Below are 22239 nucleotides of genomic sequence, written 5' to 3' on the forward strand. Positions count from 1 at the left end.
TAAAGTTCGATCAACTACCCAACTTTTGACAGGAGAAATTATGGATTCAAAGAAATATATGAGTGATGCAATCAGAACAGAATCAAGAGATTTTGATGCAATGAATACTCGCCTAAATGACAATGGAATTAAGAGACTACTTCACGCAGGAATTGGCCTATCAACAGAGGCCGGTGAATTCCTAGATGCCCTAAAGAAGCATATATTCTATGGTAAGGAGCTTGACCGCGTAAATTTAGCGGAAGAATTGGGAGACCTTTTCTGGTATATGGCCATTGTTGGAGATGAGCTAGGAATCAAATTTGAAGATGTCATGGAGAGAAATATTACAAAGCTTAAGGCGCGCTACGGCGAAAAATTTAGCGAAGAAAAGGCCGACAAGAGAGACCTTGATAGCGAAAGAAAAATTCTTGAGGAACAGGCGTTTAATTAATGAGACTTAACAAAATCTTTATATTTGGAATGATCCTATTGTTAGGAGTCTTAACTTCTTGCAATAGTGAAAAACTGCAAATTTATCGTGTCACTGGCCCAACCATGGGTACGACATATCATATCAAGTATCTTGCTCCGGCTGGCTTTGACGAAGACTCTGTAAAGAAAGATATCGAGATACGACTAGATGAAGTCAATAAGGCCATGAGTACTTATATTAAAGATTCGGAAATTTCGCTCTTTAATAAAATGACAAAGAATGAAAAATTCTACCCAGGCCCAGACTTCACAAGAACGCTAAAGCACGCACTAGACGTTGCAAAGAAGACTGATGGAACATTTGATCCAACAATTGGAACTCTTGTTAACCTTTGGGGTTTCGGGCCTAATGGCAAACGCAAGATTCCATCTAAAGAGGACATTGTTGCGGCCAAGAATAAGGTTGGTTTTGAGAAAATCATTTTTAAAGACGGCGCCTTAACAAAAACTATTGATGGTGTTTATCTTGATCTATCGGCATCGGCCAAAGGCTTTGGAGTTGACGCAATCATCGAACTACTCCAATCACGTGGAATTAAGAATGCCCTCGTAGAAGTTGGCGGTGAAGTTCGCACAATGGGTGAATCTCTGACACGTCCATGGCGAATTGGAGTTGAGTCCCCTAATAACAAAGATAATAACCCTGTTGTTAAGGTCGTAAAAATCAAAAATGTTGCCCTTGCGACTTCAGGTGATTACCGAAATTTCTTCAAAGAAGGCGGCAAGCGCTATCAGCATACGATAAATTTTAAATCAGGTTCACCTGTAGAGTCACAACTTGCTTCTGTTAGTGTTATCTCTGACACATGCATGGATGCCGATGCTTGGGCAACGGCGCTAATGGCCATGGGTGCAAAGAAGGCCATTGCCTTCGCTAAAGAAAATAAATTGAAGGCGTTTTTTATCTACCGTTCAGATGATGGATCAGGAAAGTATTTAGAGACATCAACGCCAGGATTTGATAAAGTGACAGAGTAATCTAATCAGATAATTTTTATCGGAGAATATTATGGATGCTAACATTAAACTATTCCTTATTACTTTCGCTGTACTTGCTCTATCGATTACAGGAATGGCCGTTGGTGTAATTCTATCAAATAGAAAACTTCAAGGCTCTTGTGGTGGACTTGGAAAGCTAATTGGTGAAGATTGCCAATTTTGTGACAAAAAAGACGAGTGCACAGAAAATCCAGAGCAAGCGCAAGACTGTCTTAAAGCTTAATCTAAATACAATTCAAATAAGCAGAAAGGCCCCATTTTGGGGCCTTTTTTGTTCGTAAATAGGGCCAAAAAGCGCCCCTTGACCTAACGACACCACCCATTACGCTGTAAGTAACTGATTGTACGTGTTCAATTTTTGGCACAGTTCATGCTTTTACTATAGCAACAAAGCTCTTAAACAGGATGTTTAAAGCTGAAGGCTTCAGGAAGAACGAACTTAGCGGAAAAGAGGCCATTATGAAAAGTACATTAAGGAGAGCACTTTACATCACTTTAGGATTAGTTATGTTATCGATAACAGTCCAAGAAAGAGTTCATGCAAGAACGATGAAGAGAATCACGCCAGAGCAGATCCAAAAACTAGACCGTGCAATGGCAATTGAAACGTTCAATGGTGAATTTCTCGATATCACAAAAGTAGCAAAAATCAGAAAAACTTTTGGGAATCTTGAAGGACTAAAAGATGGTGCACAAATCAAATTAGCAAATGGTGATGTACTAACTGCAAGAGATATTCGTTTTCTATACGTAGAAAGACTCAAGCAAAAAAAGGAGAAGAAATCAGTAGTGGGGCGTACTCCACACGACGAAGAATAGTCGAAAATATTTTGGGAATCTGTAACTAATTTGCTGCATCTTCCTTAGTAGCAATGACCAGTAAGACATCCGGGTCGCTCGAAAGAGCGGCCCTTCTTTTTTTATCGGCAATAATCTTTCGCCCACTCGGTAACATCAAATAAATAATACGAAGGCCGGCTTCTGTCACGATTCGCTCATATTCAAGGTAATCTAAAACAGTAACAGATAAATCAGAAAGGATCATCTCCTTACTCTTAACCATCGCTTCAAAACAAAAAACTCCCCCATTACTTAATTGTCCGTAGACACCATTTATATAGCGACAAATTTCATCTTGAGATTGTAAGTAATGGATTTGGTGAGCATCGAGAATAAAATCAAAGCTCTCTTGAAATTGCCCTAACTCAAGGCTTGAGAGACATTTAAATTCATAATTTGGAAAGTTTGTTTTGGCCTTATTTATTGCGGCCTCGGAGATATCAACGCCTAACAGCTGAGAAAAGTTGAAGTCGGCCAAGTTAAGACCTTGTCCACAGCCAATTTCCAAGGCCTTTAGATCTTGAGCGCTAAGAGACGTAATAGAAAGCGCTTTTTGAGCTAAATCAATAAGTGTCTGTGACTTGAGAAAGTGGTCTCTTTCTAAATGGGCCTGATTAAATTGATTCACAATTTAATATAGCGGCCCCATATCCCTGAAGTCACCATCAAATCCTGTTGAGAAAAAGAAATCATTTGGTGAAAGTCCTAACTTCCCGCTTGGAGGAAGTTTTCCACCAAAGTAGATCTCCCAACCTTTTGGATTCTTATCATATGTCATAGGAGTCGGCTTAAACTTCTCAATGGCGTAAACACTTTTAAGAAGCTTATAAATAAACTCTGAACAGTAGAGCTTTCCATCATCCCAAACATAGTCGTGATCAAAATCCATTCCAAGATATTTTCTCTTGTAATTTTCAAGTAATTTTCTTTTCTTAGAAAAGTTAATATGTTTTGGGCGAATCACATGAGGAGTTTTATTTGAATATCCTAGGAAGGCCTGAAGTGGAATATGATGAACACTTCCAAGAGACTGGGCCACATAGACTTGTGAACCTAGCTTAAGCACAATTCCAGAGTGTGAAAAAGGGCCACCTGTTTCATTTTCGATTAGCTCACAACTAAAGCAGTCCAAATCTAACAGGATAATATCACCTGTTTGTAGATCACTTAAAGGCAGTGCCAAAGTTTTAAGGCTTACAAAAACAAAGAACAACACCAAAATACGTCTAAAATTCACAACTATACCCCTGTAATAACAGAAACTTAAATCATTAAACAGCTATTGCCCTACTATTAATAACTAAGGCTTTGCTGTTATACTAAGTAAGTAACTAGATTGATAGCCTAAAAAAGTAGGAAAAGTAAAAATGAAAGGCATTATTTTGACACTCATATTTTTAAGTTTTGCACTTGGACACTTCGAAGTCTTTGCGACAACAAACTGCCCGACAGGACAAGTTTTCAACGCAAGCTTGAATCGCTGTATGTATACAGAAGGTTCAATTAAGAACAGAGATGAATACCAAGACTGTGATTCTAAATCTAGTGAGAGTGAGCGCAATGCTTGTATGAAAGCAGCAGCAGATACCAGACAACAAAAAACAGTTAATGAATTAAATGCAGGTCGAGTTTCTGATAGTGAAGTTGAGAGTAAAGGAAAAGGAAATCTCATTACTGGTTTTGCTGAAGCTTGGGGGATTGTGACAGGTGTTACGGCCCTCGTTGTTCCTAAATTTTTTAACGGCGATGATTCTATGTCAGTAGATTCATCAGGTAATCAACAAAATAACGCCAACTCTAATTCATCGAATGTATCAAAAGATGAAAACCGTTCAAGCTGTAAATCTTGTATGCTGGTGGGAGCGGTTTCAGCCTATAGCTTTTATCAGACAAAGGTCAACAAAGAAGACGTAAAGAAGAAAACAAAAGAATTCAAAGAAGAATACGAAGAGATCTCAAAAGATCCGGAAACGATGAAGAACGCTCAGATAGCAGCATTTGATATGCTTGAGAAAGAGCAACAATACTTAGCAGATGTATCTTCTAAACAGGCCAAACAATACAAAACACTAGCTCTTGGCTATACAGCAGCTGCAGCAGTTGCCGTTTATGAAACATTCTCATCTTTTGGAACAAGTTGTATGAACCAGTCACCTGGTGAAGCAGGTGGTGCTTCAAAGTGGAACTTCAGTGATATGGCAAATGGCTTTCGCTCAATAACTAATAATCCATGTACAGTTATTGTGGCCTCAGCAGTAACAGTACCTGCTGCACTGACTGTTTCAAATCAAGCAAAGAAGAATAATAAAGATGCTAATTCAAATGTTGAACAGATTAAAGTTTTAAAAGAAAAGTATGTGAAAAGTGTTGCTTCGTTCTGTCCAGATGGAAGAGATAGTTTAAGTAATCCGGCCTGTTACTGTTATACAGCACAAGGAAATAAAAACCCTAACCGTGAAAAATCGAAGACATGTCAAGACTATTGGAACAAGTACAATGGTTCATTTATCACTTCGGCTGACTCAACTCGCGCGGCCCAAAATAATAACCCACAAGGTTGTTTCTATGTTGATGGAAAATTCGATCGTGAGTGTAACTGTAGAAAGCTAAAGAATAATAAAGGTGAAAATGCTTGTAAGAAGATTACGGTTTCCCCTACTGCTTTAAGCTCACTCGGAGGACTAGATGTCTCAGAGGCCATTAGAGCGGCAAATGCAACAACACAAGGAAACGGTGGAACTTACAATGCTTCAACAACTGATGCACAAGCGGCCATGGCGGCAAAGGCAATGGATGCAATTAAGAAAAAACTAGAGAATCCATTTAAGAAAAACACAGGTCTTGGGCTAAGTAAGATCAGCGATGAACTTGCTAAGCAGGCCGGTAAGTATGGTGATAATAATAACGTTTCAATCTTTAATGGAAGTGGTGCAAGTGAGGCCTTTGCTCGTCTAAGACCAACAGAGCCTTCATTCCAAAATGCCGTAGAAAGTGTTTCAGCAAAGCTTCCGGCCAAGGGACTTGCAGCACCAACAAAGAAAACGGTTAGAAAAACAACAAATAACGACACTAATCGTTGGAAGTTTGACGACAGCTCAAGCTCGCAGGTTCTAAGCTTTGGAGCAGGAGCTGGTAACGGTGATTCTAAGAAGAAATATGATTATGGAGATAACGATATTATCAAAGATAAGTCGGTTTCTATTTTCAAAGTTATCTCACACCGCTATGTTCAGTCAGGACTAAAGAAATTATTCTCTGAGTAATAATTGGAATTTATATGAGTAAGGTAGACAAGGAAGTTCTATTCGGTATGACAAAAGATCACCTCATTTATGATGAGAGTATCAACCGCTACTTCCACAAAGATTCATTTGATGACTTTAAACGTTTTAAAGAAGATGCTCTAACAGAAGGTATCGACTTCTATGTCACAAGCTCCTTTCGTTCATTTGATGACCAATTAAGAATCTGGAATGAAAAATGCGCCGGTAAACGTCCTATCTATGATCGCAATGGAGTAGAACTCGATCACACCAAACTATCCCCTTCAGAAATAGTAGCGGCCATCATTAATTGGTCAGCGCTTCCCGGAACATCTCGCCACCACTGGGGAACGGAGCTTGATGTGGTGGATGGCAATAGCTGGCCAGAAGGCTATCACATTCAACTCATACCTGAAGAGTTTTCTGAAGGTGGCCCATTTGCTAATTTTAGTAAGTGGTTAAATTCTAAGATTGAGAACAAGCAAAGTTATTCTTACTATAGGCCATACGTTGAAGACCTTGGTGGAGTTGCACCAGAGGCATGGCATATTAGCTACAATAAGGTTTCGTCCGAATATCACCAAGAATATACTTATGAGTTATTTTGTGAATTATTAAATCATAAGAAGATGAATGAGCTTACTTATTTAGATGAAGTAAAAGCAAGCTCACAAGGAATCTATCATCACTTCTTTAGGCTTTTAAAGTAAGTCCTACGGCCTTTAGCCAGTCAGGGTCGTGACCCATAAGCTTTCTTTCTTTAAGGTCAAATAGACCAGCAGTCATTTTGAATTTAGTGTAAACCTTTCCACTATCATCAAACATTTCCTGCTCATAAACTAGAACCTTACTATTAACAAAACTCGTAGCTTTTGAGCGAATTTTAACCATTTGCCTTAGGCGTAGCTCAGACTTAAAAGTGATATTAATGTCTAAAACAACTGGCCCTTTTTTTTCACGCATAATGCGATCCATACCCCAACCATTCTTTGTAATCATATCCCAACGGGCCTGCTCAAAGATCGTCAGATAAGTCGCATTATTCATATGACCGAAAGTATCCAGGTGAGTCTCTTGAACCTGAAATTCATAGATTGCTTCTTCAATATTAAAATCGTCGATTGTAAGTGTTCTTTGTGAATTCATATATCCTACCTCTAAGTTATTAAATTTTCTTAAATGGCCACAATCATGGGCATTCGTAAAATTTAATTTTACATGGCCGGCCCTCAAAAATGAACATATTTTTAAGGACTTATCTTGTGCAACACCCCTCAAATGTCTAAAACATGCTTAAATACTCAATTTTTAAAAGAAATTAACCGAATAGAACTTATAATTTAAGTAAGGAAAACCTAACTTTCGAGTCACTTATGAACAAGAAAACAACTTTATTAAACACATTTACCCTATCTCTTCTACTAGCTTCAGTGCCACTTAGCTCTGCCTATGCGTCGCTAACATGTGAAGATAGCGAAGGAAATAAGCACCAGTTCAACCACTCTTTCGATGGGCTTGATAAGGTATCAGATGAAGATGTCCAAAAGGCATGTGAAGATCTTATCTCTAAAAAGGAAAGAGAACTTTCCAATGAACTAACAGATCAGCCAACTCCTCCTCAAGATGAAGACGATCATGGTTCGGGTGATCCAAAACATGCAAATTGGGATGGTTGTTTACAAGAAATGATGACTAAAAAGCAAAAATCAAATATCGATGCCTTTAAAGCATGTTCAAAATCAGTTTCAAAACTTAGTTTCCAAAATGTCGAACCAGACTTTACTGGTAGTACTGGCGCTATAAAATGTCAGCGAGCATTTAAAGTTTCGGGAAAAAATGGTAATGTAAACTGGCAGGATATTGCCCAAGAAGTTTACCGCAATGGTAGCTCTTCATCCATTGATTATACTAAGGCCGTCGCTGTTTTTATTCATGAAGCTAACCCTGATGAAGTTGATGGTAATGCAATCTCTGCTGCCGTTAAGAATGTTACTGCATGTAACCAAGTTGCTGCAGCATTTGGTGAAAACTTTTCAGAAGACCGTCAGTCCGAGGATCAATATCAGAAACCAGAGAAGCTCACTTCAATTGATGGACGTATCACTTGTAAGCTTGAAGGTCTTGAAACTCTTGATTATGACGAGTGTTCTAACCTAGTTCTTGCACACAATGCCGCTCAATTAGGAAAAACTGCAAATGCAACTTTTCAACAATTTCAGGCCCAAGACTTTAGTAATGAGCAACAAAATAAATTAATGAATATGGATGGGACAGAGAACGTAACAACAACTGCCCTAAAATCACAAAAAGATGGGCTAGCAAAGCAACAATCAATGGCCGAAACACGTCGTACAATTGAAGCTGCAAGACTTGGGACAATCTTAACAATGTCTTCAAGTATTCCAACGAGTGAAACATATTTTGAAACTAATGAACTATGTAAAAAACCTGTTGAGGGAGCATTAACAAAGATCCAACAATCGGCCCCTCATTTAAAAGATGCAGCAGGTGGTGGATCTCTTGGATCATCACTAGAAATATGCCAGAAGAATTTTGGGCGTTTTGGTTTTTTAAGAAATGGTGATGCTAAGAGAGCTGGTAACCAAATCGCAGCTGAAGCTGGAGTTGATGTTGCCAAAGAACAAATGGCGATAAGCCAGCTTGGAAAACAACAAAAAATGATTTCAAATGCCATTGGAAAAATTGAAGGAATGGATACGATGGAACTACCAGAAGACTTCTTTGAAAATCAAGATGTCTATATGGAGTTTTGTCAGGCCAATCCTGCACACGCTCAATGCCAATCAGGTTGGGCAAATACAGTTAATGTTCCATCATTTGGGGACTACTCTGTTGGTGGCTTTGGAACGAATCAGGCCTATCAACATACAGATCAAGATCAGGCAGTTGCTGCAACGGCCGCAAGTACTGATGACCCAACATCAGCTGGTGTAGATACATCAACTGTTGTTAACAAAGCAAAAACTGGTGGTGGACTTAAAGGTAACTTCGGTCCAGCTGCCACAGTATCTGAAGGTGGACAGATCGCACAAGGTGCCGGAGGAGGAGGAAGCTCCCCTGGTGGTGGAGGCGGTGGCGGAGGATCATCGGCAGGAGATGCAGGTCAACCGGAAGCTCTATCAGGAAATGCCGGAAGTGGTTTAAAAGGTATCAGCTACGTTGGTGGCCGTGGCCCAAGCTTTGTCGGTGGACGAGGAACAGCTTCAGTTAAAAAGAAAAATAATGGGAATCCATTTAGTAATATGTTTAAGAAGAACCAAAATCGCAATCTAAGTTCACTTAACTTTAAAGGTAAGTCAGCAATTGGTTCTAAATCGGATAATATCTTCCAAAGAATCTCAACGGCATATGATAAGGCCAATGATGCGGGAAATCTTCTTAAGTATGAAACAAAAACCCTTGAATAATGAACACTTAGAGCACTCGTTAAGAAGACCAAAACGAAATAAATTATAGACACTGGGGCCAATATTTTGGCCCCATCTAATTTTCACCTATCAAATATCGGACAGTTACAATTAGAAATTTTGGCACGTAATGTGTATATGTATAAAGTAACATATCAACGATATGTTGATGCGTCACAACGTAGACAAGATGAATCATAGAGTGCATATTTCAGGGACGAAATATGAATATTCAAGGGAAGAAATCACTAAGATGAATACTATTCAAGAAATTTTATTAAGCGAACTCACACAATCAAGAAGCTACCTAGATAGGATTCTACATGCTATTTGTGAATTAAGTGAAACTCACCTCGATGCTAAGGCGCGCCTTATTATTGAAGAGTTTAGTTCTGAATATGATAAGTTAGTAAGTGAATTGCTAATTCTATCTCACTTTGGTGATCTCAGTCTTCTCCACCAAAATAATTTTCGTCAAGGGCGTGAAAACTTAAGGCTTATGAATAACTTTATTGAAAGCTTTATTGCTCTCGCTCCAAAAAATGATGATGAAGTTGTTGGCGTGATCACTCGTCTCATCAACCTATCATATAAGTACACAAGAGAACTTCACCTAATCTTAATCGAGCGCTCATCACTTGATGTTGCCACTCCAAGAATGGGACTTTTAAAAGCAATCGATATTAAAGAAAAGAAAGAAATCGTTGTTGCAAAAGAAATCATTAAAAAAGGTCCATTCACACTAATTGAAGGTGGACGCGTGGACGAAGACGATGAAGATATGGAGTACGAAGAGGACTTCACTCCTCCACTATACTTCTTAGAATCCCTTGAAATCCTAAACCTTGCTCACTCTAAAACTGCACCAATCCTTGGTATGAATGCAAAGAGAGAAGAAAAGTACGAACAATATATTTCAGATGCCCATGTACTAGTTTCTAAAAAAGATCTGGCCGGGGCACTAGAGCTTTTTAATATGGCCCGTGGCCATAAGGAAACAGCAGAAGTCCTTACTCTTATGGGTTGGGTAACTTCACAAATGGGAAATATTGAAGATGCGAAGTCACTTTGCCTAAAGGCCATTGAAATCGATCCAGAATATGGTGCACCTTACAATGATCTAGGAACACTTCTTTTAAATGAGGGTCATATCAATGAATCAATTAAATGGTATGAGCTTGCAAAAAAAGCACCTAAGTACACAAATCGCGAATACCCATATATCAATGCAGGCCGCGCCTATATGCAGCTTAATAATTTTGATAAGGCCATGGAAGAATTCGAGGTTGCACTAAAACTGGTCCCAGAAAACCAGGAACTGCGCCACACAATAAGTAAAATCCGCTCAAGTGTAACAAAACCAGAGAATACGGATAAGACTCATGGATTTGAGAAGTTCAAAGTTGATTTCTCTGGCCACCAAGGGGATAATGATAACCAACCAACACAATAATTTTAACGGTATGGATATCAATTATGACAAAAGTCTCAGCAAGTGAGCTTGGAAAGTTCTTAGCAAAACACCTTAATACTTACGAGTATAACGACTACGGCCCAAATGGCCTACAAATCGAAGGTCGTCCAGAGATTTCAAAAATAGCATTTGCTGTTTCAGCACAAAGAGACTCTATTGCAAAGGCCTGTGAATTTGGCGCAGATGCTATGATTGTTCACCATGGGCTTTTTTGGAAATTCCACGGAGTCAGAACTATTACAGGAAGCTTCGCAAAGAGAGTGAAACCTCTTATTCAAAATGATATCAATCTATTCGGCTACCACTTACCTCTTGATGCCCATCTTGAAGATGGCAACGCTGCCGGAATTGCAAAACAAATCGGTTTAACAAACTTAAAACCATATGGTGACTACAAAGGAATGCCTACAGGTATCCAAGGTAGTTTTGAAAATCCACTTACACCAAGTGAGTTAAAGGAACTACTTAAGAAAGTCCTTAATCACGAAATCATTCATAGTGAACCAAACGATGAAAAGATCTCGTCAATGGGAATCATTACTGGTGGTGCAAACTCAGACTGGCGCTACTGCGTTCGAGAAGGTCTAGATGCTTATCTTACAGGTGAAATGAGTGAACATGACTGGCACGAGTCACGTGAAGAAGGAATTCACTTTTTTGCTGGTGGCCATAACGCAACAGAGAGATTTGGCGTTCTTGCTCTAAAGAAGTTAATTGAAGAAACTTACGGGCTAGAGTGCATCTTTATCGACTCCCCTAACCCTGCCTAAGCGGTTCACCCAAGGAGCAATTATTTTCTCTTTAAGCTTAAAGTAATCGTAAACTTTGCGACAGGTTCATCCCCGGTAACATCTGGGCAAGTTGCAGTAATATCCAGTGGAAGGTTGTGACGTTCATCACTTGCTAAAACTTTTTCAACAAAAGCATCAATCTCTTTACCTTGTGTACAAGTAAAGACTGTATCACCTTCTGCTCTCTTTAAAAATTCAGCATGAAAATCTTTAAAAGCAAGAGATACTCTCTTTCCTTTATCCATCGTCTTCTTCATTGCTGCAAATCCACCAGCAAGGTCTGCTCCACAAGCGAGAGCACCGAAGTACATACTATTGAGGTGATTCTTAGAGCGACGAGACAGTGGGATCTTAATGGCCGTTACTTCATCGCTAAGCTCTAGAACAGTTGGCCTAAGCCAAAAAATCATCGGAACTTTTGTAAGGCCAAAAAGTCTTACAAAAGCAGTATTTCTTAAACCTTCTGGTAATTTATCTAAAATTTTTTTCATTACTTACTTCCTTTTAATTCAAGCGTTCTCTGGTATGCACGCTCAATTGCACGATTAAACATCTCCTCCATCCCCGACTCTTTAAAGGATTCAAGGGCCTCATAAGTGACACCATTCTTTGATGTGACATTATTTCGAAGAGTTTCGGCATCAGAGTTTTCAGATAGCATGCGACCTGCCCCCTCTATTGTACCCGCAACCATTTGATGTGCAAGGGCACCATCAATGCCGCGTGCTTTCATATCCTCAATTAAGATACGTGCAACTTCAAAGAAGTATGCAGGTCCTGAACCTGAAAAAGGAGTTATCGTATCAATATCATCTTCATTTTCAAAAACTGTATTAATTCCACTTGTATTAAATGCCTGCCAAAAAGCAGTCCACTTGTCTTGATGAACAGTCTTAGTCTTATAAAGAGCATTTACTCCGAGTCCAACTTGGGCCGGAGTATTTGGCATAATTCGAATAATTTGATCAGTTGATAAGAATTCGGTTAGGGCCTTAGCATCACTTCCAGCAAGAAGTGAAACGATTGTTAAATATGGATGAGTTAAAAAATCAATTTCTAGCGCAACTTGTTTTAACTGTTGAGGTTTAAAACAGGCCCAGAGGTAATCAATATGAGTATTACGTAATTCTTCGAGATCCTTAACCCAAATCGCACCAAATTCATCTGCAAAGCTTTTCGCCTTACTTCCACTAGGAGTAAAAATTAAGAACTCGCAATCTTGAGAGTTTTGGATGAAACCAGGAATTAAAGCGCGGGCCATATTGCCCGCTCCTAAGATTAAGTGACGATACTTCATTATGAGTCTAACTCCATCGGTGCTCCGTGCTTCATGATATTGACAGCGTAGCTTCGCTCAGATGAGAACATATGGAATAGATCAAAATAAGAACCACTAATATAGTCTTCAAGTGGTGAAATAAATGACGTCATAACAAATTGTCCATTCTTTTCACCAACTGCACTATTGAATTCTTTTATTGATTTAAGATCACCATCACAGATAACCACATCAAAGTTCTCACTTAGAAGAGTATGCATCTTCTCCTTACTTACGTGGTAACAATCGATATTCTTCTTAGAGAAACGATTCTTCTTTAAAATATCAATTAGGTAATTCCACCAACGGTAAGCTTCAGCATTTGAACAAAGGATTGTAACTCCTGTCCCAGTCGTTAGAGACATAAGTACAGCAAAGAAAGTTTGCATATTAATCTCTTCATTTAAGCTTAAATAAAGCGCACGGTCCTTATTGCAATCGAAGACAGAGTAATTAATTTGTCCTGGGATATAGCGATTATCACGTCCCTTATTTAAGAGCTCTAAATAATCAACCTCAAGCCATTTCTTCAAGTCCTTAAGAGCATGCCTCTGCTCTCCGAAAGTTCCAGGAAATAAAGGGCCAAAGTTACTGATAATCTCATCGAGTGCTGAAAGCATCTTTTCACGTCTTACAAAATGATCAGAAGAAGAGCTACGAGAAACAACTGGTTCATAATCACTTCCTTCATCAAACTTTGAAGACTTAAGATCTTGCGAACTATTACGAACAAAGAGGCTTCTTAGGTAGTCAGCACCACCGGCCTTAGGGCCTGTTCCTGACATTTTAAAGCCACCAAAAGGCTCGATAGCAACACGAGCACCAGTGATTGGACGATTGATATAATTATTTCCGATATACATCTCTTTAGTTAAGAAATCGATATCATCTTGAGATTGAGAAAAGACTCCACCAGTTAAACCGTACTCAACACTATTGAAAATATTCAACGCATCTTCATAATCATCATAAGCAACGATATGGATAACAGGAGCAAAGAGTTCCCTTGAAGCATAGCTTTCTTTCTCTAAAGCACGTGACTTTGGCAGTTCTATTATTGTAGGCCCGACACAGTAACCAGGAAGGTTTTCCTCTGAGCGGTTAACGTGTACGACTCCTCCGTACTTTTTAGCTTCTTCGCTGGCCTCTTTTACTTGAGCAATTAAGCGATTTTTCTCTTCTTGACTAACAAGAGGATTGATAAAACTAGCAAAGTCTGTTGCTGGCCCAACATAGATATCATTAGCGGCCTGCTTAAGACGAGCAACTAATTTATCTTTTACTTCTTTATGCACAAGAACACGAGAAGCGGCAGAACACTTCTGTCCAGCATGTGCAAAAGCAGAATAAAGAATTCCAGAAACAGTTTCATCAAGCTCAGCATTATTTGTAACGATCACAGCATTCTTTCCACCCATTTCAGTAATAACTCGTACAGGATAGCTCTTGTTTGTGTTGCGATTCTCATAAAGTCTCTTGGCACAAGTTTTAGCAATATGAACACCAACAGGTTTTGAACCAGTAAAGATAACACCAGCAATGCGCTGGTCTTCAATAAGCTTTTGACCAACGGTCTCTCCAATACCAGGAAGATGAATTAGAGCATCTTTAGGCACTCCTGCCTCATGAAATAAATTTACGAGTTCACATGTGATAAGAGGTGTTTGTTCAGCAGGCTTTAAGATAACAGTAGAGCCTGTTAAAAGAGCTGATGCTGTCATTCCACAAGGAATTGCAAGTGGAAAGTTCCATGGTGCGATGATAGCAAATGGGCCACGGGCCTTGAATTCTTCATTATCACCAACTTCTGATAATTTTCTAATATAGAAATTTAAGAAATCGATTGCTTCATCTACGTCGGCAAGAGCTTCACCAATGGCCTTTCCAGACTCATGCATAATAAGTGCAGAATAGTAATTACGGCGAAGATACATAATTTCAGCAGCACGTGCCATAACAGCAGCTCTTTCTTGCCAAGCAGACTTAGACCACTCACCTTCATAGAAAGAATTATCAATTGAAGCAATCGCTTTTTCAGTATCGTCGATATTTGCGAAAGTTATCTTTCCAACAATACTCTTGCCATCAGAAGGAGAAAGAACTGATTCCAACTCTCCAGTTAGAGAAAAGTCTGTTGAATAATCTTTTCCAGATGCAAATTTTTCAAATTCATTTCTAAAATACTTAAGCTCTTTTTCAAGGTAAGTTTTTAGTGGAGGGCAATTACTAAATTGTCCATGAACGTGAGTTAACGTCGAGTCTAGGTTTAAAAGACCTTCACTTTGGTGTTTTTCAAAGATTTCATTTGGGGCCATAAGTTTTGCATTCTTCTTATGACTTCTCATGATTGTTAGAACACCAACTTGAGAAGAGTTCTCCATAATTCGACGAACAAGGTAGGCCATTCCAACAATCAAAGATCCAATTGGAACGTAATTTCTTACGGCCCATCCCATCTTGGCCATCGCAGTCGATAGCGCCTCGTAAGTCATATGCAGACATTGGTGCTCAATTTCATCAATATCGTTGAATTTCATCTCTCTTAGTGCTTCAGCGTACGCATGATCTGCAAAGTTATGAGAAGCAATACAAAGCTTGATATGTGGAAATGCTTTATACATTTCATAGATCATTTGTCTGAAGTTGATATCTGTTTCTTCTTTATTTAAGAATTCTGGAGCATTGTGACCATGGGCCTCGGCCTCAACAGTTTCAGCATCCCAATAGGCCCCCTTAACAAGACGAATAGGCATAATCATGCCACGCTCTTTTGCTAGCTCGACAACATCTTGAAGATGCTCGTAACAGTCACGTAGATATGCTTGAACAACAATACCAGTGTCTGCATAGTCTTTTAGTTCTTCAGTTTCAAGAAGGGCCTTCTTATAGATTTCAAAAACGATATCACGGTAGTGGTAATGTTCAGCATCGATATTGATAAAGACTTGCTGTTCTTTTGCAGTCTTTAGAATTTTAATAAGTCTAGGAGCAACTAGCTTATATGTATAATCAAATGCCTCAGGTTTGAAGTCGGAACAAAGGGCAGAAACCTTGATAGAAACGTGCGCTCTTAAGATCCCCGCTTTATTGCGACTTCCAGGAGTGATGTGCATACTAAAACCATTAACTAGTTTTAGAACTTCATTCATATAGTTATCAGCCTCAGATTCAGAAACAACAAGTTCTCCAAGTTGATCCAGAGTAACATCTCTTCCAGTATTAAAAATTGCTGCAAAGTTCTTTTGTGCACTCTCAATTGTTTCACCAGCGATAAATCTCTTGGCCATAAAGCGGACTTTAAAACGAACAATATTAGCAAGGGCCTTCGCAGGAAAAATACGTACAATTAAAAGAACAAAGTAAAATAGGACTACTAACTGCGGAGGCAGAGGTTGACGATCACCTTTTAGATCTAATCTCTTTGCTTTTTTCGAATCGAGAATAAGTCGTCTTAAAGACTCTCTCAATATACGCTTAACTTCCTTTCCCTCCATATCATGATCAAGAGATGGTAAGATTGCTAAGAATTTTAATAAGTGGATTCTTAGAAGTGCATAATTTGCAGTAAGACCTAGAGCAAAGTCAGAGATCTTCTCAAAGAAGACTGGTCTATAATCATTAAGAAACGTAAGAAGTTTCTTTGTAATTGTATCAGACATCTCACTAACAGATTGGTCCTCGATTTCATCAAGCTTCTTAAGTCCGTAGCGATGACTTATGATATTACTTACACCAGGAAAGTCTGCAATTTTAACACTCATAACATTTGTTACATGTGCTTTGAATTTCTTATAATCTTCACTTTCTTCTCCGACATAGTTATCAAGAAGAAAGATTTCATTGGCCATTTTTATATTACAAAGGCGCAGTACTTTCTCATCATTATCAATTCCAAGTAAAAACTGAACACCTTCGAGACCTATTTGAAATTTGAATGAAGAATCAAACTCCGTCCAAAATAGTAAATCTTTTTTAATAGACTCTTTAATTTGTGAACCATCAAATAAAAGAGATTCAAAATGATCATAATAATCTAAGCGAAATGAATCATTTAATTGTGTGCTTTTAACCACAGGTAACTTCACATTAACTCCAATTAAAGTGTGTTTCTCAACGAAAAGTTGATTTCTTTTGTCATTTAATTATCAGCGGGTATAATAAACTAAAGTGAAGGTTTAAAAAACAAAATTCACACATCTAACTCATAGCAATAAATTACTAAAAATTACTTTTGAAACTAGTTAAGATTTGAGAAACTATACTTATGAATGAAGAGATCCTATTTATCGATGACGATGAGAATATTGCAGAGCTCTTTGCCCTTACCTTGAGTCAAGAAGGCCATGAGACACTGGCCCTGAGCGGTGAAGTTGACGTGGAGCACTACTTTGATAATATTAGCGACAACCTTAAAGTGGTCATTGCAGATAAGAATATGCCTGTTATCAATGGTGCTGAAGTTGTGCGTCGATTTGAGAATGGCCCAAAAGCTGGTACATTGAAGTATATCATCATCTCCGGTGACGAAGAGCTAGACAATGAGGAGCTCCAAGGCAAAGTTCACTTTATTAAGAAGCCTTTTAAAAAAGAAACTCTCTTCTCTGTGATTGAGGATATTATTTAAATGCGCGTATTGGTTTGTCTATTTATATCGCTTCTAGCTGTAAAGGTATCGGCCATCACCTATACGATGGATGACCTTCGTGTGCTCTATAAAGACAAATCCCACACTGAATATATGAAGCACTTTCTAGATGTTAGGCCGTCTCAAAGAGATTTTGAATGGAAGAAGATGACACGAGAGATGGCAACTTCATATGTCGAAGATCTTATAAAGAAGAACGAAGTCAACAAGGCCCAGTTCACAAGAATTACAAAGTTTATTGAGAATAAGAACCTTAAGGCCTATGCCTTTTTCACTCTTGCCTACTCTAAATACGCTCGACTTTATTTTCAAAAGTGTTCAAACTGTCAAAAAGACTTAGATACTTATATTTCTCATTCGGCCCGCTATCCTGATATCGACTTTGATATTTATAAGGCCCTAGCGGCACCACTTCAGAATAAGTATGACAATCTAGTCAAAGCACCTTTAAAAAGTAACGATTCAATTTACTACTGTCGCGAGGATCAAGGCCAGAAGGCTTTCCTACAAATTATTGTCAAAGAGATTTCTCGCATAGACTCAAAAGCTTCAATAATTAATAAGGCCAAGGATATCTTTAACCCAGATTGCCTAAATGGTTTTACTAAGGCCGATATAGAGTCACTTCTTAGGCCAAGTAACTATAATAGCGAGATCATTTTTCTTACATTCAATGCTTTTGATAAAATTGATAAACAAATGAAATCTGTTTTCTTAACCAATTACCTTTTAACCAATCCAATCCCTGGGCCTGTGATGAATATGGCCTGGAATAAAATGGAAGAACTATCGGCCAATTACGACAGCAGAAAGAAAGTACTCGATGATCTTCTTAAATATCATCCTTTAAGAGGAGAGATCTTTCATCGTCGAAATGGTAAGGCCAGCACAAAAACGAAAGTTATTATCAAGAGGTTTGCTAAGAATTTCCCAGAATATATCGAAAGTTACGCTCAAACTTGCTTAAGCTTCTACCATGGTAAAAAGAAGTTTCCACGTGGGAACCCGGCCCGATACTGTGACGATTTCATGGCAGAAGACGTTGCTGGCCAATGGTTAAGTGATGAAATCCGTTTACGCTATTCTGGTGCTAAGAAAATCAATTAGTTATATCAAGTACATTATACAACTCACTGCGCAAAGACTTGCTTGTTAACCTCAACTATGGGAGGATGCCTGTATCAACAAATAATATTAGGGAATTAGAGAAATGAAAAAAACTATACTAGCACTACTACTTGCTCTGCCAGTGTTTGCGAATACTGGAGATCAGGGACAAGAGCCTACACCAAAGCCTTGTCTTGAGTTAACTCAGGAAAAGTTAATTGGCCTAGAAAGTAAGCCGACAAATGAGCTAGTATTTATCTCTAATAAATGTTCATACGCTGACTTTTCTAAAGAACTTAAAGAAGAGCTACAAAAAGCGATTCTTAATGCAGATGACAGCAGACTACAACTACTTCTAAAAGACGAAAAGATCAATGTTATCATGGATACACTGGCCACAGATCATGTTGGTTCTACTCGCTTCTCATATGAAGATACAAAGAAGATTGAAGACTTCTACTCTTCAACTAAGGCCGACTCTCTAAAACAATCAGGAAACCTAGAATCTTTTAGAGAAGAACAATCAGATGATTTCTACTTAGTATTATTTTTTAATGCTGAAAAAGATCGTCTTATTGTTATCTACAAGAGACTTACAGAAGCTCCAGTTAAACAAGAGCCGACAGAGCCAAATGATGGTTCATCAGACGACCTTCCTTCTGAAGAAGTTCAATAAATCAAAAGGCCCTTGAAGTCATTTTCAAGGGCGCAAAATCACTTAATATACATTGAATGCAATAAAGATCGATGCTAAAATTACAAGCAGGTGGGCGCCCTGCTTGCAAAATCCAGCGATTTTGCTTTCTTTTTTACTCATACGCATTCCCTTGCCTAAGAGGTTAGCTCGGGACAAGATTGTCCTGAGCAAGTATGAGCTCAAAAGTTTTTGAATCCTAAATTTCTATCATTTAAATGAAAAGCGAATTGCTTCTCTTCTTGCATCTATTTCTAAAATAGAAAACCAATTTATAGAATTAAAAATTTCTTGGCATAAAGACTCGCGGCCAAGTCCGCATTTTTTCGATTGCGATTTTCGACACGATAGCCGATGAAAACTCGCTTTCCAGCTTGAAAGCGATAAGCAGGAGTAAGCCTTACAAACTTATCCATATCACCTTTGTAGACAATAAATTCTTCACCAGGCTTTAAGTCTTTGGCGTTAATAAGAAGTGAGCCTAGGTCGATACTCTCAGCACCCCAAGAAACCTTGATCTTTTTAACCTCACCTTTTTCACTTGCAATACCTCTACCCTTTTCATCTTTCTCATAAGCAAGGCCATTGAACATCTTTGAAATCTCAGATGCATCTGGGTGATTTGTAATCGAAGCCGGTAGCGTTGCTCCAGAACTTTGAAGATTATTTAAATCAATATTTGGTGCTGAACGCCCAGTGATATCAACTACTGTTGCCTTCTTCTCAGGTTGCGTAAATGTTGAACTTCCAGTTGAAGAAGACCCACCGCCACCTGTAGCAAAGTTTGATCCACCACCTGACCCGGCACTTGCAACATTTGCGATCGGATAATTACCTGATCCGTTTGAACCTCTTCCTCTTCTACCTCTTTGGATTGGCTCAAGAGTTTCAGCATCATAACGTTGGTACTTATCCTGATTTTCACGTGCTAATTTTTCTCTTTCTCTTTTTAGTCTTTTTTGCTGTTGATTTAGGGCATCGGCAAGACTACTTCCAGCTTGTCTTAATGTTTTAATAGTCTCTACAATCTGCTTCGTATTTTTTGAAATATTTCGATTATTTCTTGTTCGTGCTCCCATTCTAAGACCGCTTCTACCTGATGCCATTTGTACAGAAGCAGAACTAACACCATCACTTACACTTACAGACTCCACTGCTTGTTTTGTCGGTGGCTGCTGAGAAGGTCCAGTCATTTTGGCTGCGATTGGAGATCCAGCAGAGGAATCATTTTGAGATGGAGTTTGTGCCACTTTTTCATTCTTTTCTGGGCCACCAATGTCAAGGGCCTCACCATCTTTGCTGGCAAAGAATTGTGAAACAAGTGAGCCCTTCTTCATTGAGTTAGACTCGATCTTTGCAAGCTCAATTCTTTCTTCTAATTCATTAGAATCATCTTCATGCAGATGACTCCTAAAGAAGGCAATATCATCTTCATTTAACTCACCTGATTTGAAATCTTTTAATAATTGGTTTCCTATTGCTTCTTTCAAAAATTTACAATCCGGAGTTTCCGTATTTTCAATACAATTTGCTTTTTTAAATTCAGCTAGGGCCTTATTTTTATCTACATGACATCCATGTATTGAATAAGGTGCTTCATCCATACAAATTTTAGTACAAGTTGGATTTACCGGTGCTTCAAGTGATTGATGGGCATTCTTTAAAGTCGAAAGAATATTGTTAGACATATCTTCTCGATATGGACGATCTTTTATTTTACAAAAGTAATTAAAGTTATCAATATCTGGTGTCGTTGCAAGGTCAAAGTCAAATTTATCAAACTCAGGTCCTGAAAGAGACTCTCCTTTACAAAAACCAATCACTTCGTTTTCAAACTTTCGACAAGAGTCATCAAGCTCTTCTTGTGAAGGTACACCAACCCCTGCAATATTACCTAAAGAAGATTGACAGATATTTGATCTAAATTGATTAATTGTATTATTATCTGAATTAGAAGATTGAAAGATTTCTAAGTAATCATTACCTATTTCACTACCTAGATCAAGACCCTTATATTCTGGAAATAATTCATCAATCATTTGTTGATCGCAATTCTTAGAAAGCGTATCATTTAAACTACAATTAAGACTTAAATTTGAATTATCATTTTTGATACTTTCTGCTAACTCGAAAATTTTAGCTTTAAGCTGTTTTCCACTTTTTTGTCGAAATGCCTTTCGACTTTGCTCAAAATCTGTTTTCTCATCATTAGAAACGCATTCACAATATGTATCAGAATTAGCATCGAAGCCAAGCTTTTCAACACATTTTTTTCCTACATTAACTCTTGTTCCACGATTAATTTTTGAAGCAATTTCTTCAATTGTATCACCACCATTAAAGATTGTAGCTATCCCCATACGACATTGTGCATTCGCAGAAAAAGATATTTGAATAAGTAGAAAATAAAATAAAGCTCTCAACCTGTTCCTTAATTCACATTAATTGGCATATAAGGATCTTCTTTTTTAATCTCTTCAATTGACTTTACAGGAAATAAATTAAAACGTTTTCCTGACCTAAGGCGTCTCATTACAGCAGCATATTCTCTCGCACGTTTAGAATTTGGATAATTCTTTTCAAGATAGGCGAAAACATGAAAAATTGGTCCTTCTACAATTTTTCCCTCTCTTTCAATTCGTATATAAGCATTAGGATCAACTCCTCCAAATTGAGATTTCATCATCGTCCCAAGATAGCTTGAGTAGTTTCCAGAGTAACTTAAATCATCGAAGAAGTTTTTACGAAACGCCCAACAATCCATCGTTAACATATACTTAAAGAAGAACTCTTGTCGGCCCCCTGGGTAGTGCTTATCTATATTCTCCATAATTGAATTATAGCTTGGCACAATATCATTGGCCGAAAAATAGGCATCACATACAGCCCTTACATTTGGCTGCATAATTTCTTTCATATTTGCAGGCCAATCTTTTGGATAATTTGGATTTGCACCGTAAGATCTAACATTGGCAATTTTACGAATATTCTCTTCATTTACAGAATCTAGAGTTTCGAGAGTTCCGTTTACACAATTAACACCATCAGATGCAAAACTATGGCCGTTTTGCATTAACAATAATAATAAAAATGGTAAAATCAACTTCCTCATAAACTAATCCTTTGTGAACTAATCGGAAGCAAAATAATTGACTTTAGGGATTAATTCACAAACTTATGCATAATTTCAACAACTTACTTGAGTA

The 22239-nt window shown here is 38.2% G+C and carries 20 protein-coding genes; 12 read left to right on the top strand and 8 right to left on the bottom strand.

The features are described 5' to 3' along the window. The first annotated feature begins 40 nt into the window (after window positions 1–40). The 4 genes from M902_RS05255 (at window position 41) to M902_RS05270 (ending at window position 2292) form a co-directional block, all read left to right on the top strand. Window positions 41–433, top strand: coding sequence for a nucleoside triphosphate pyrophosphohydrolase family protein (locus M902_RS05255; protein ID WP_021266999.1), 393 nt, complete (start codon window positions 41–43; stop codon window positions 431–433). Beyond that, the gene (locus tag M902_RS05260; protein ID WP_021266919.1) at window positions 433–1452 is read left to right on the top strand and encodes an FAD:protein FMN transferase; all 1020 of its coding nucleotides are present in this window, start codon (window positions 433–435) and stop codon (window positions 1450–1452) included. The genes M902_RS05255 and M902_RS05260 overlap by 1 nt, the downstream gene beginning before the upstream one ends. 31 nt (window positions 1453–1483) lie before the next feature. Then, window positions 1484–1696: a (Na+)-NQR maturation NqrM gene (nqrM, locus tag M902_RS05265; protein ID WP_021266554.1), complete on the top strand. Its 213-nt coding sequence runs from the start codon at window positions 1484–1486 to the stop codon at window positions 1694–1696. Window positions 1697–1932: 236 nt separating this feature from the next. After that, window positions 1933–2292 (top strand): hypothetical protein, encoded by a 360-nt coding sequence (locus tag M902_RS05270; RefSeq protein WP_156979723.1) that lies wholly within the window; start codon window positions 1933–1935, stop codon window positions 2290–2292. Window positions 2293–2317: 25 nt separating this feature from the next. Here M902_RS05270 and M902_RS05275 read toward each other — a convergent pair whose 3' ends face one another. After that, window positions 2318–2941, bottom strand: coding sequence for a class I SAM-dependent methyltransferase (locus M902_RS05275; RefSeq protein WP_021266960.1), 624 nt, complete (start codon window positions 2939–2941; stop codon window positions 2318–2320). 3 nt (window positions 2942–2944) lie between these two features. After that, on the bottom strand, window positions 2945–3550 hold the full coding sequence (locus M902_RS05280) for a YiiX/YebB-like N1pC/P60 family cysteine hydrolase (protein WP_021266883.1): 606 nt from the start codon (window positions 3548–3550) through the stop codon (window positions 2945–2947). 130 nt (window positions 3551–3680) lie between these two features. Here M902_RS05280 and M902_RS05285 point away from each other — a divergent pair, with 130 nt between their 5' ends. Both M902_RS05285 and M902_RS05290 read left to right on the top strand, forming a co-directional pair. Next, a complete protein-coding gene (locus M902_RS05285; protein ID WP_021267123.1) occupies window positions 3681–5576 on the top strand; it encodes a hypothetical protein in 1896 nt (631 codons plus the stop codon). 14 nt (window positions 5577–5590) lie between these two features. Beyond that, window positions 5591–6286 (top strand): M15 family metallopeptidase, encoded by a 696-nt coding sequence (locus M902_RS05290; protein ID WP_021266632.1) that lies wholly within the window; start codon window positions 5591–5593, stop codon window positions 6284–6286. Here the strand turns inward: M902_RS05290 and M902_RS05295 are convergent. Further along, a complete protein-coding gene (locus M902_RS05295; protein WP_052607398.1) occupies window positions 6270–6722 on the bottom strand; it encodes a thioesterase family protein in 453 nt (150 codons plus the stop codon). The two genes, M902_RS05290 and M902_RS05295, sit on opposite strands and share 17 nt — an antisense overlap. Before the next feature lie 227 nt (window positions 6723–6949). Here M902_RS05295 and M902_RS05300 point away from each other — a divergent pair, with 227 nt between their 5' ends. The 3 genes from M902_RS05300 to M902_RS05310 all read left to right on the top strand — a co-directional run bounded on the left by M902_RS05300 (window position 6950) and on the right by M902_RS05310 (window position 11248). Beyond that, the gene (locus tag M902_RS05300; RefSeq protein WP_021266606.1) at window positions 6950–9004 is read left to right on the top strand and encodes a hypothetical protein; all 2055 of its coding nucleotides are present in this window, start codon (window positions 6950–6952) and stop codon (window positions 9002–9004) included. Window positions 9005–9173: 169 nt separating this feature from the next. Then, entirely contained in the window at window positions 9174–10457 is a 1284-nt protein-coding gene (locus M902_RS15780; RefSeq protein WP_052607399.1) for a tetratricopeptide repeat protein, read from the top strand. A gap of 23 nt (window positions 10458–10480) precedes the next feature. Then, window positions 10481–11248: a Nif3-like dinuclear metal center hexameric protein gene (locus M902_RS05310; RefSeq protein WP_021266774.1), complete on the top strand. Its 768-nt coding sequence runs from the start codon at window positions 10481–10483 to the stop codon at window positions 11246–11248. 20 nt (window positions 11249–11268) lie between these two features. Here the strand turns inward: M902_RS05310 and M902_RS05315 are convergent, their stop codons facing one another. From M902_RS05315 to M902_RS05325, 3 genes are read right to left on the bottom strand one after another with little or no spacing between them, the layout of a single operon-like run. Beyond that, window positions 11269–11760: a PaaI family thioesterase gene (locus tag M902_RS05315; RefSeq protein ID WP_021266673.1), complete on the bottom strand. Its 492-nt coding sequence runs from the start codon at window positions 11758–11760 to the stop codon at window positions 11269–11271. Continuing rightward, a complete protein-coding gene (locus M902_RS05320; RefSeq protein ID WP_021266587.1) occupies window positions 11760–12566 on the bottom strand; it encodes a pyrroline-5-carboxylate reductase in 807 nt (268 codons plus the stop codon). Before M902_RS05320 ends, M902_RS05315 begins: the two co-directional genes overlap by 1 nt. Beyond that, window positions 12566–16672, bottom strand: a complete 4107-nt coding sequence (locus M902_RS05325; RefSeq protein WP_021266795.1) for a proline dehydrogenase family protein — start codon at window positions 16670–16672, stop codon at window positions 12566–12568. The genes M902_RS05320 and M902_RS05325 overlap by 1 nt, the downstream gene beginning before the upstream one ends. A gap of 179 nt (window positions 16673–16851) precedes the next feature. On the opposite strand from M902_RS05325, the gene M902_RS05330 reads away from it, so the two are divergent. The 3 genes from M902_RS05330 (at window position 16852) to M902_RS05340 (ending at window position 19015) form a co-directional block, all read left to right on the top strand. Continuing rightward, on the top strand, window positions 16852–17211 hold the full coding sequence (locus M902_RS05330; RefSeq protein ID WP_021266736.1) for a response regulator: 360 nt from the start codon (window positions 16852–16854) through the stop codon (window positions 17209–17211). After that, window positions 17212–18339, top strand: a complete 1128-nt coding sequence (locus M902_RS05335; protein ID WP_021266936.1) for a hypothetical protein — start codon at window positions 17212–17214, stop codon at window positions 18337–18339. 103 nt (window positions 18340–18442) lie between these two features. Then, window positions 18443–19015 carry a hypothetical protein gene (locus tag M902_RS05340; protein WP_021266840.1) on the top strand — a complete coding sequence of 191 codons (573 nt, stop codon included), beginning with the start codon at window positions 18443–18445 and terminating at the stop codon, window positions 19013–19015. Between the two features lie 290 nt (window positions 19016–19305). On the opposite strand, the gene M902_RS05345 is transcribed toward M902_RS05340, so the two are convergent. Beyond that, window positions 19306–21393 carry a hypothetical protein gene (locus tag M902_RS05345; RefSeq protein ID WP_156979725.1) on the bottom strand — a complete coding sequence of 696 codons (2088 nt, stop codon included), beginning with the start codon at window positions 21391–21393 and terminating at the stop codon, window positions 19306–19308. A gap of 71 nt (window positions 21394–21464) precedes the next feature. Then, window positions 21465–22106 (bottom strand): hypothetical protein, encoded by a 642-nt coding sequence (locus M902_RS05350; protein ID WP_040314165.1) that lies wholly within the window; start codon window positions 22104–22106, stop codon window positions 21465–21467. Window positions 22107–22239: the final 133 nt, after the last annotated feature.

It is taken from the genome of Bacteriovorax sp. BAL6_X (assembly GCF_000443995.1).
In the GTDB taxonomy this organism is placed as follows: Bacteria; Bdellovibrionota; Bacteriovoracia; order Bacteriovoracales; family Bacteriovoracaceae; genus Halobacteriovorax_A.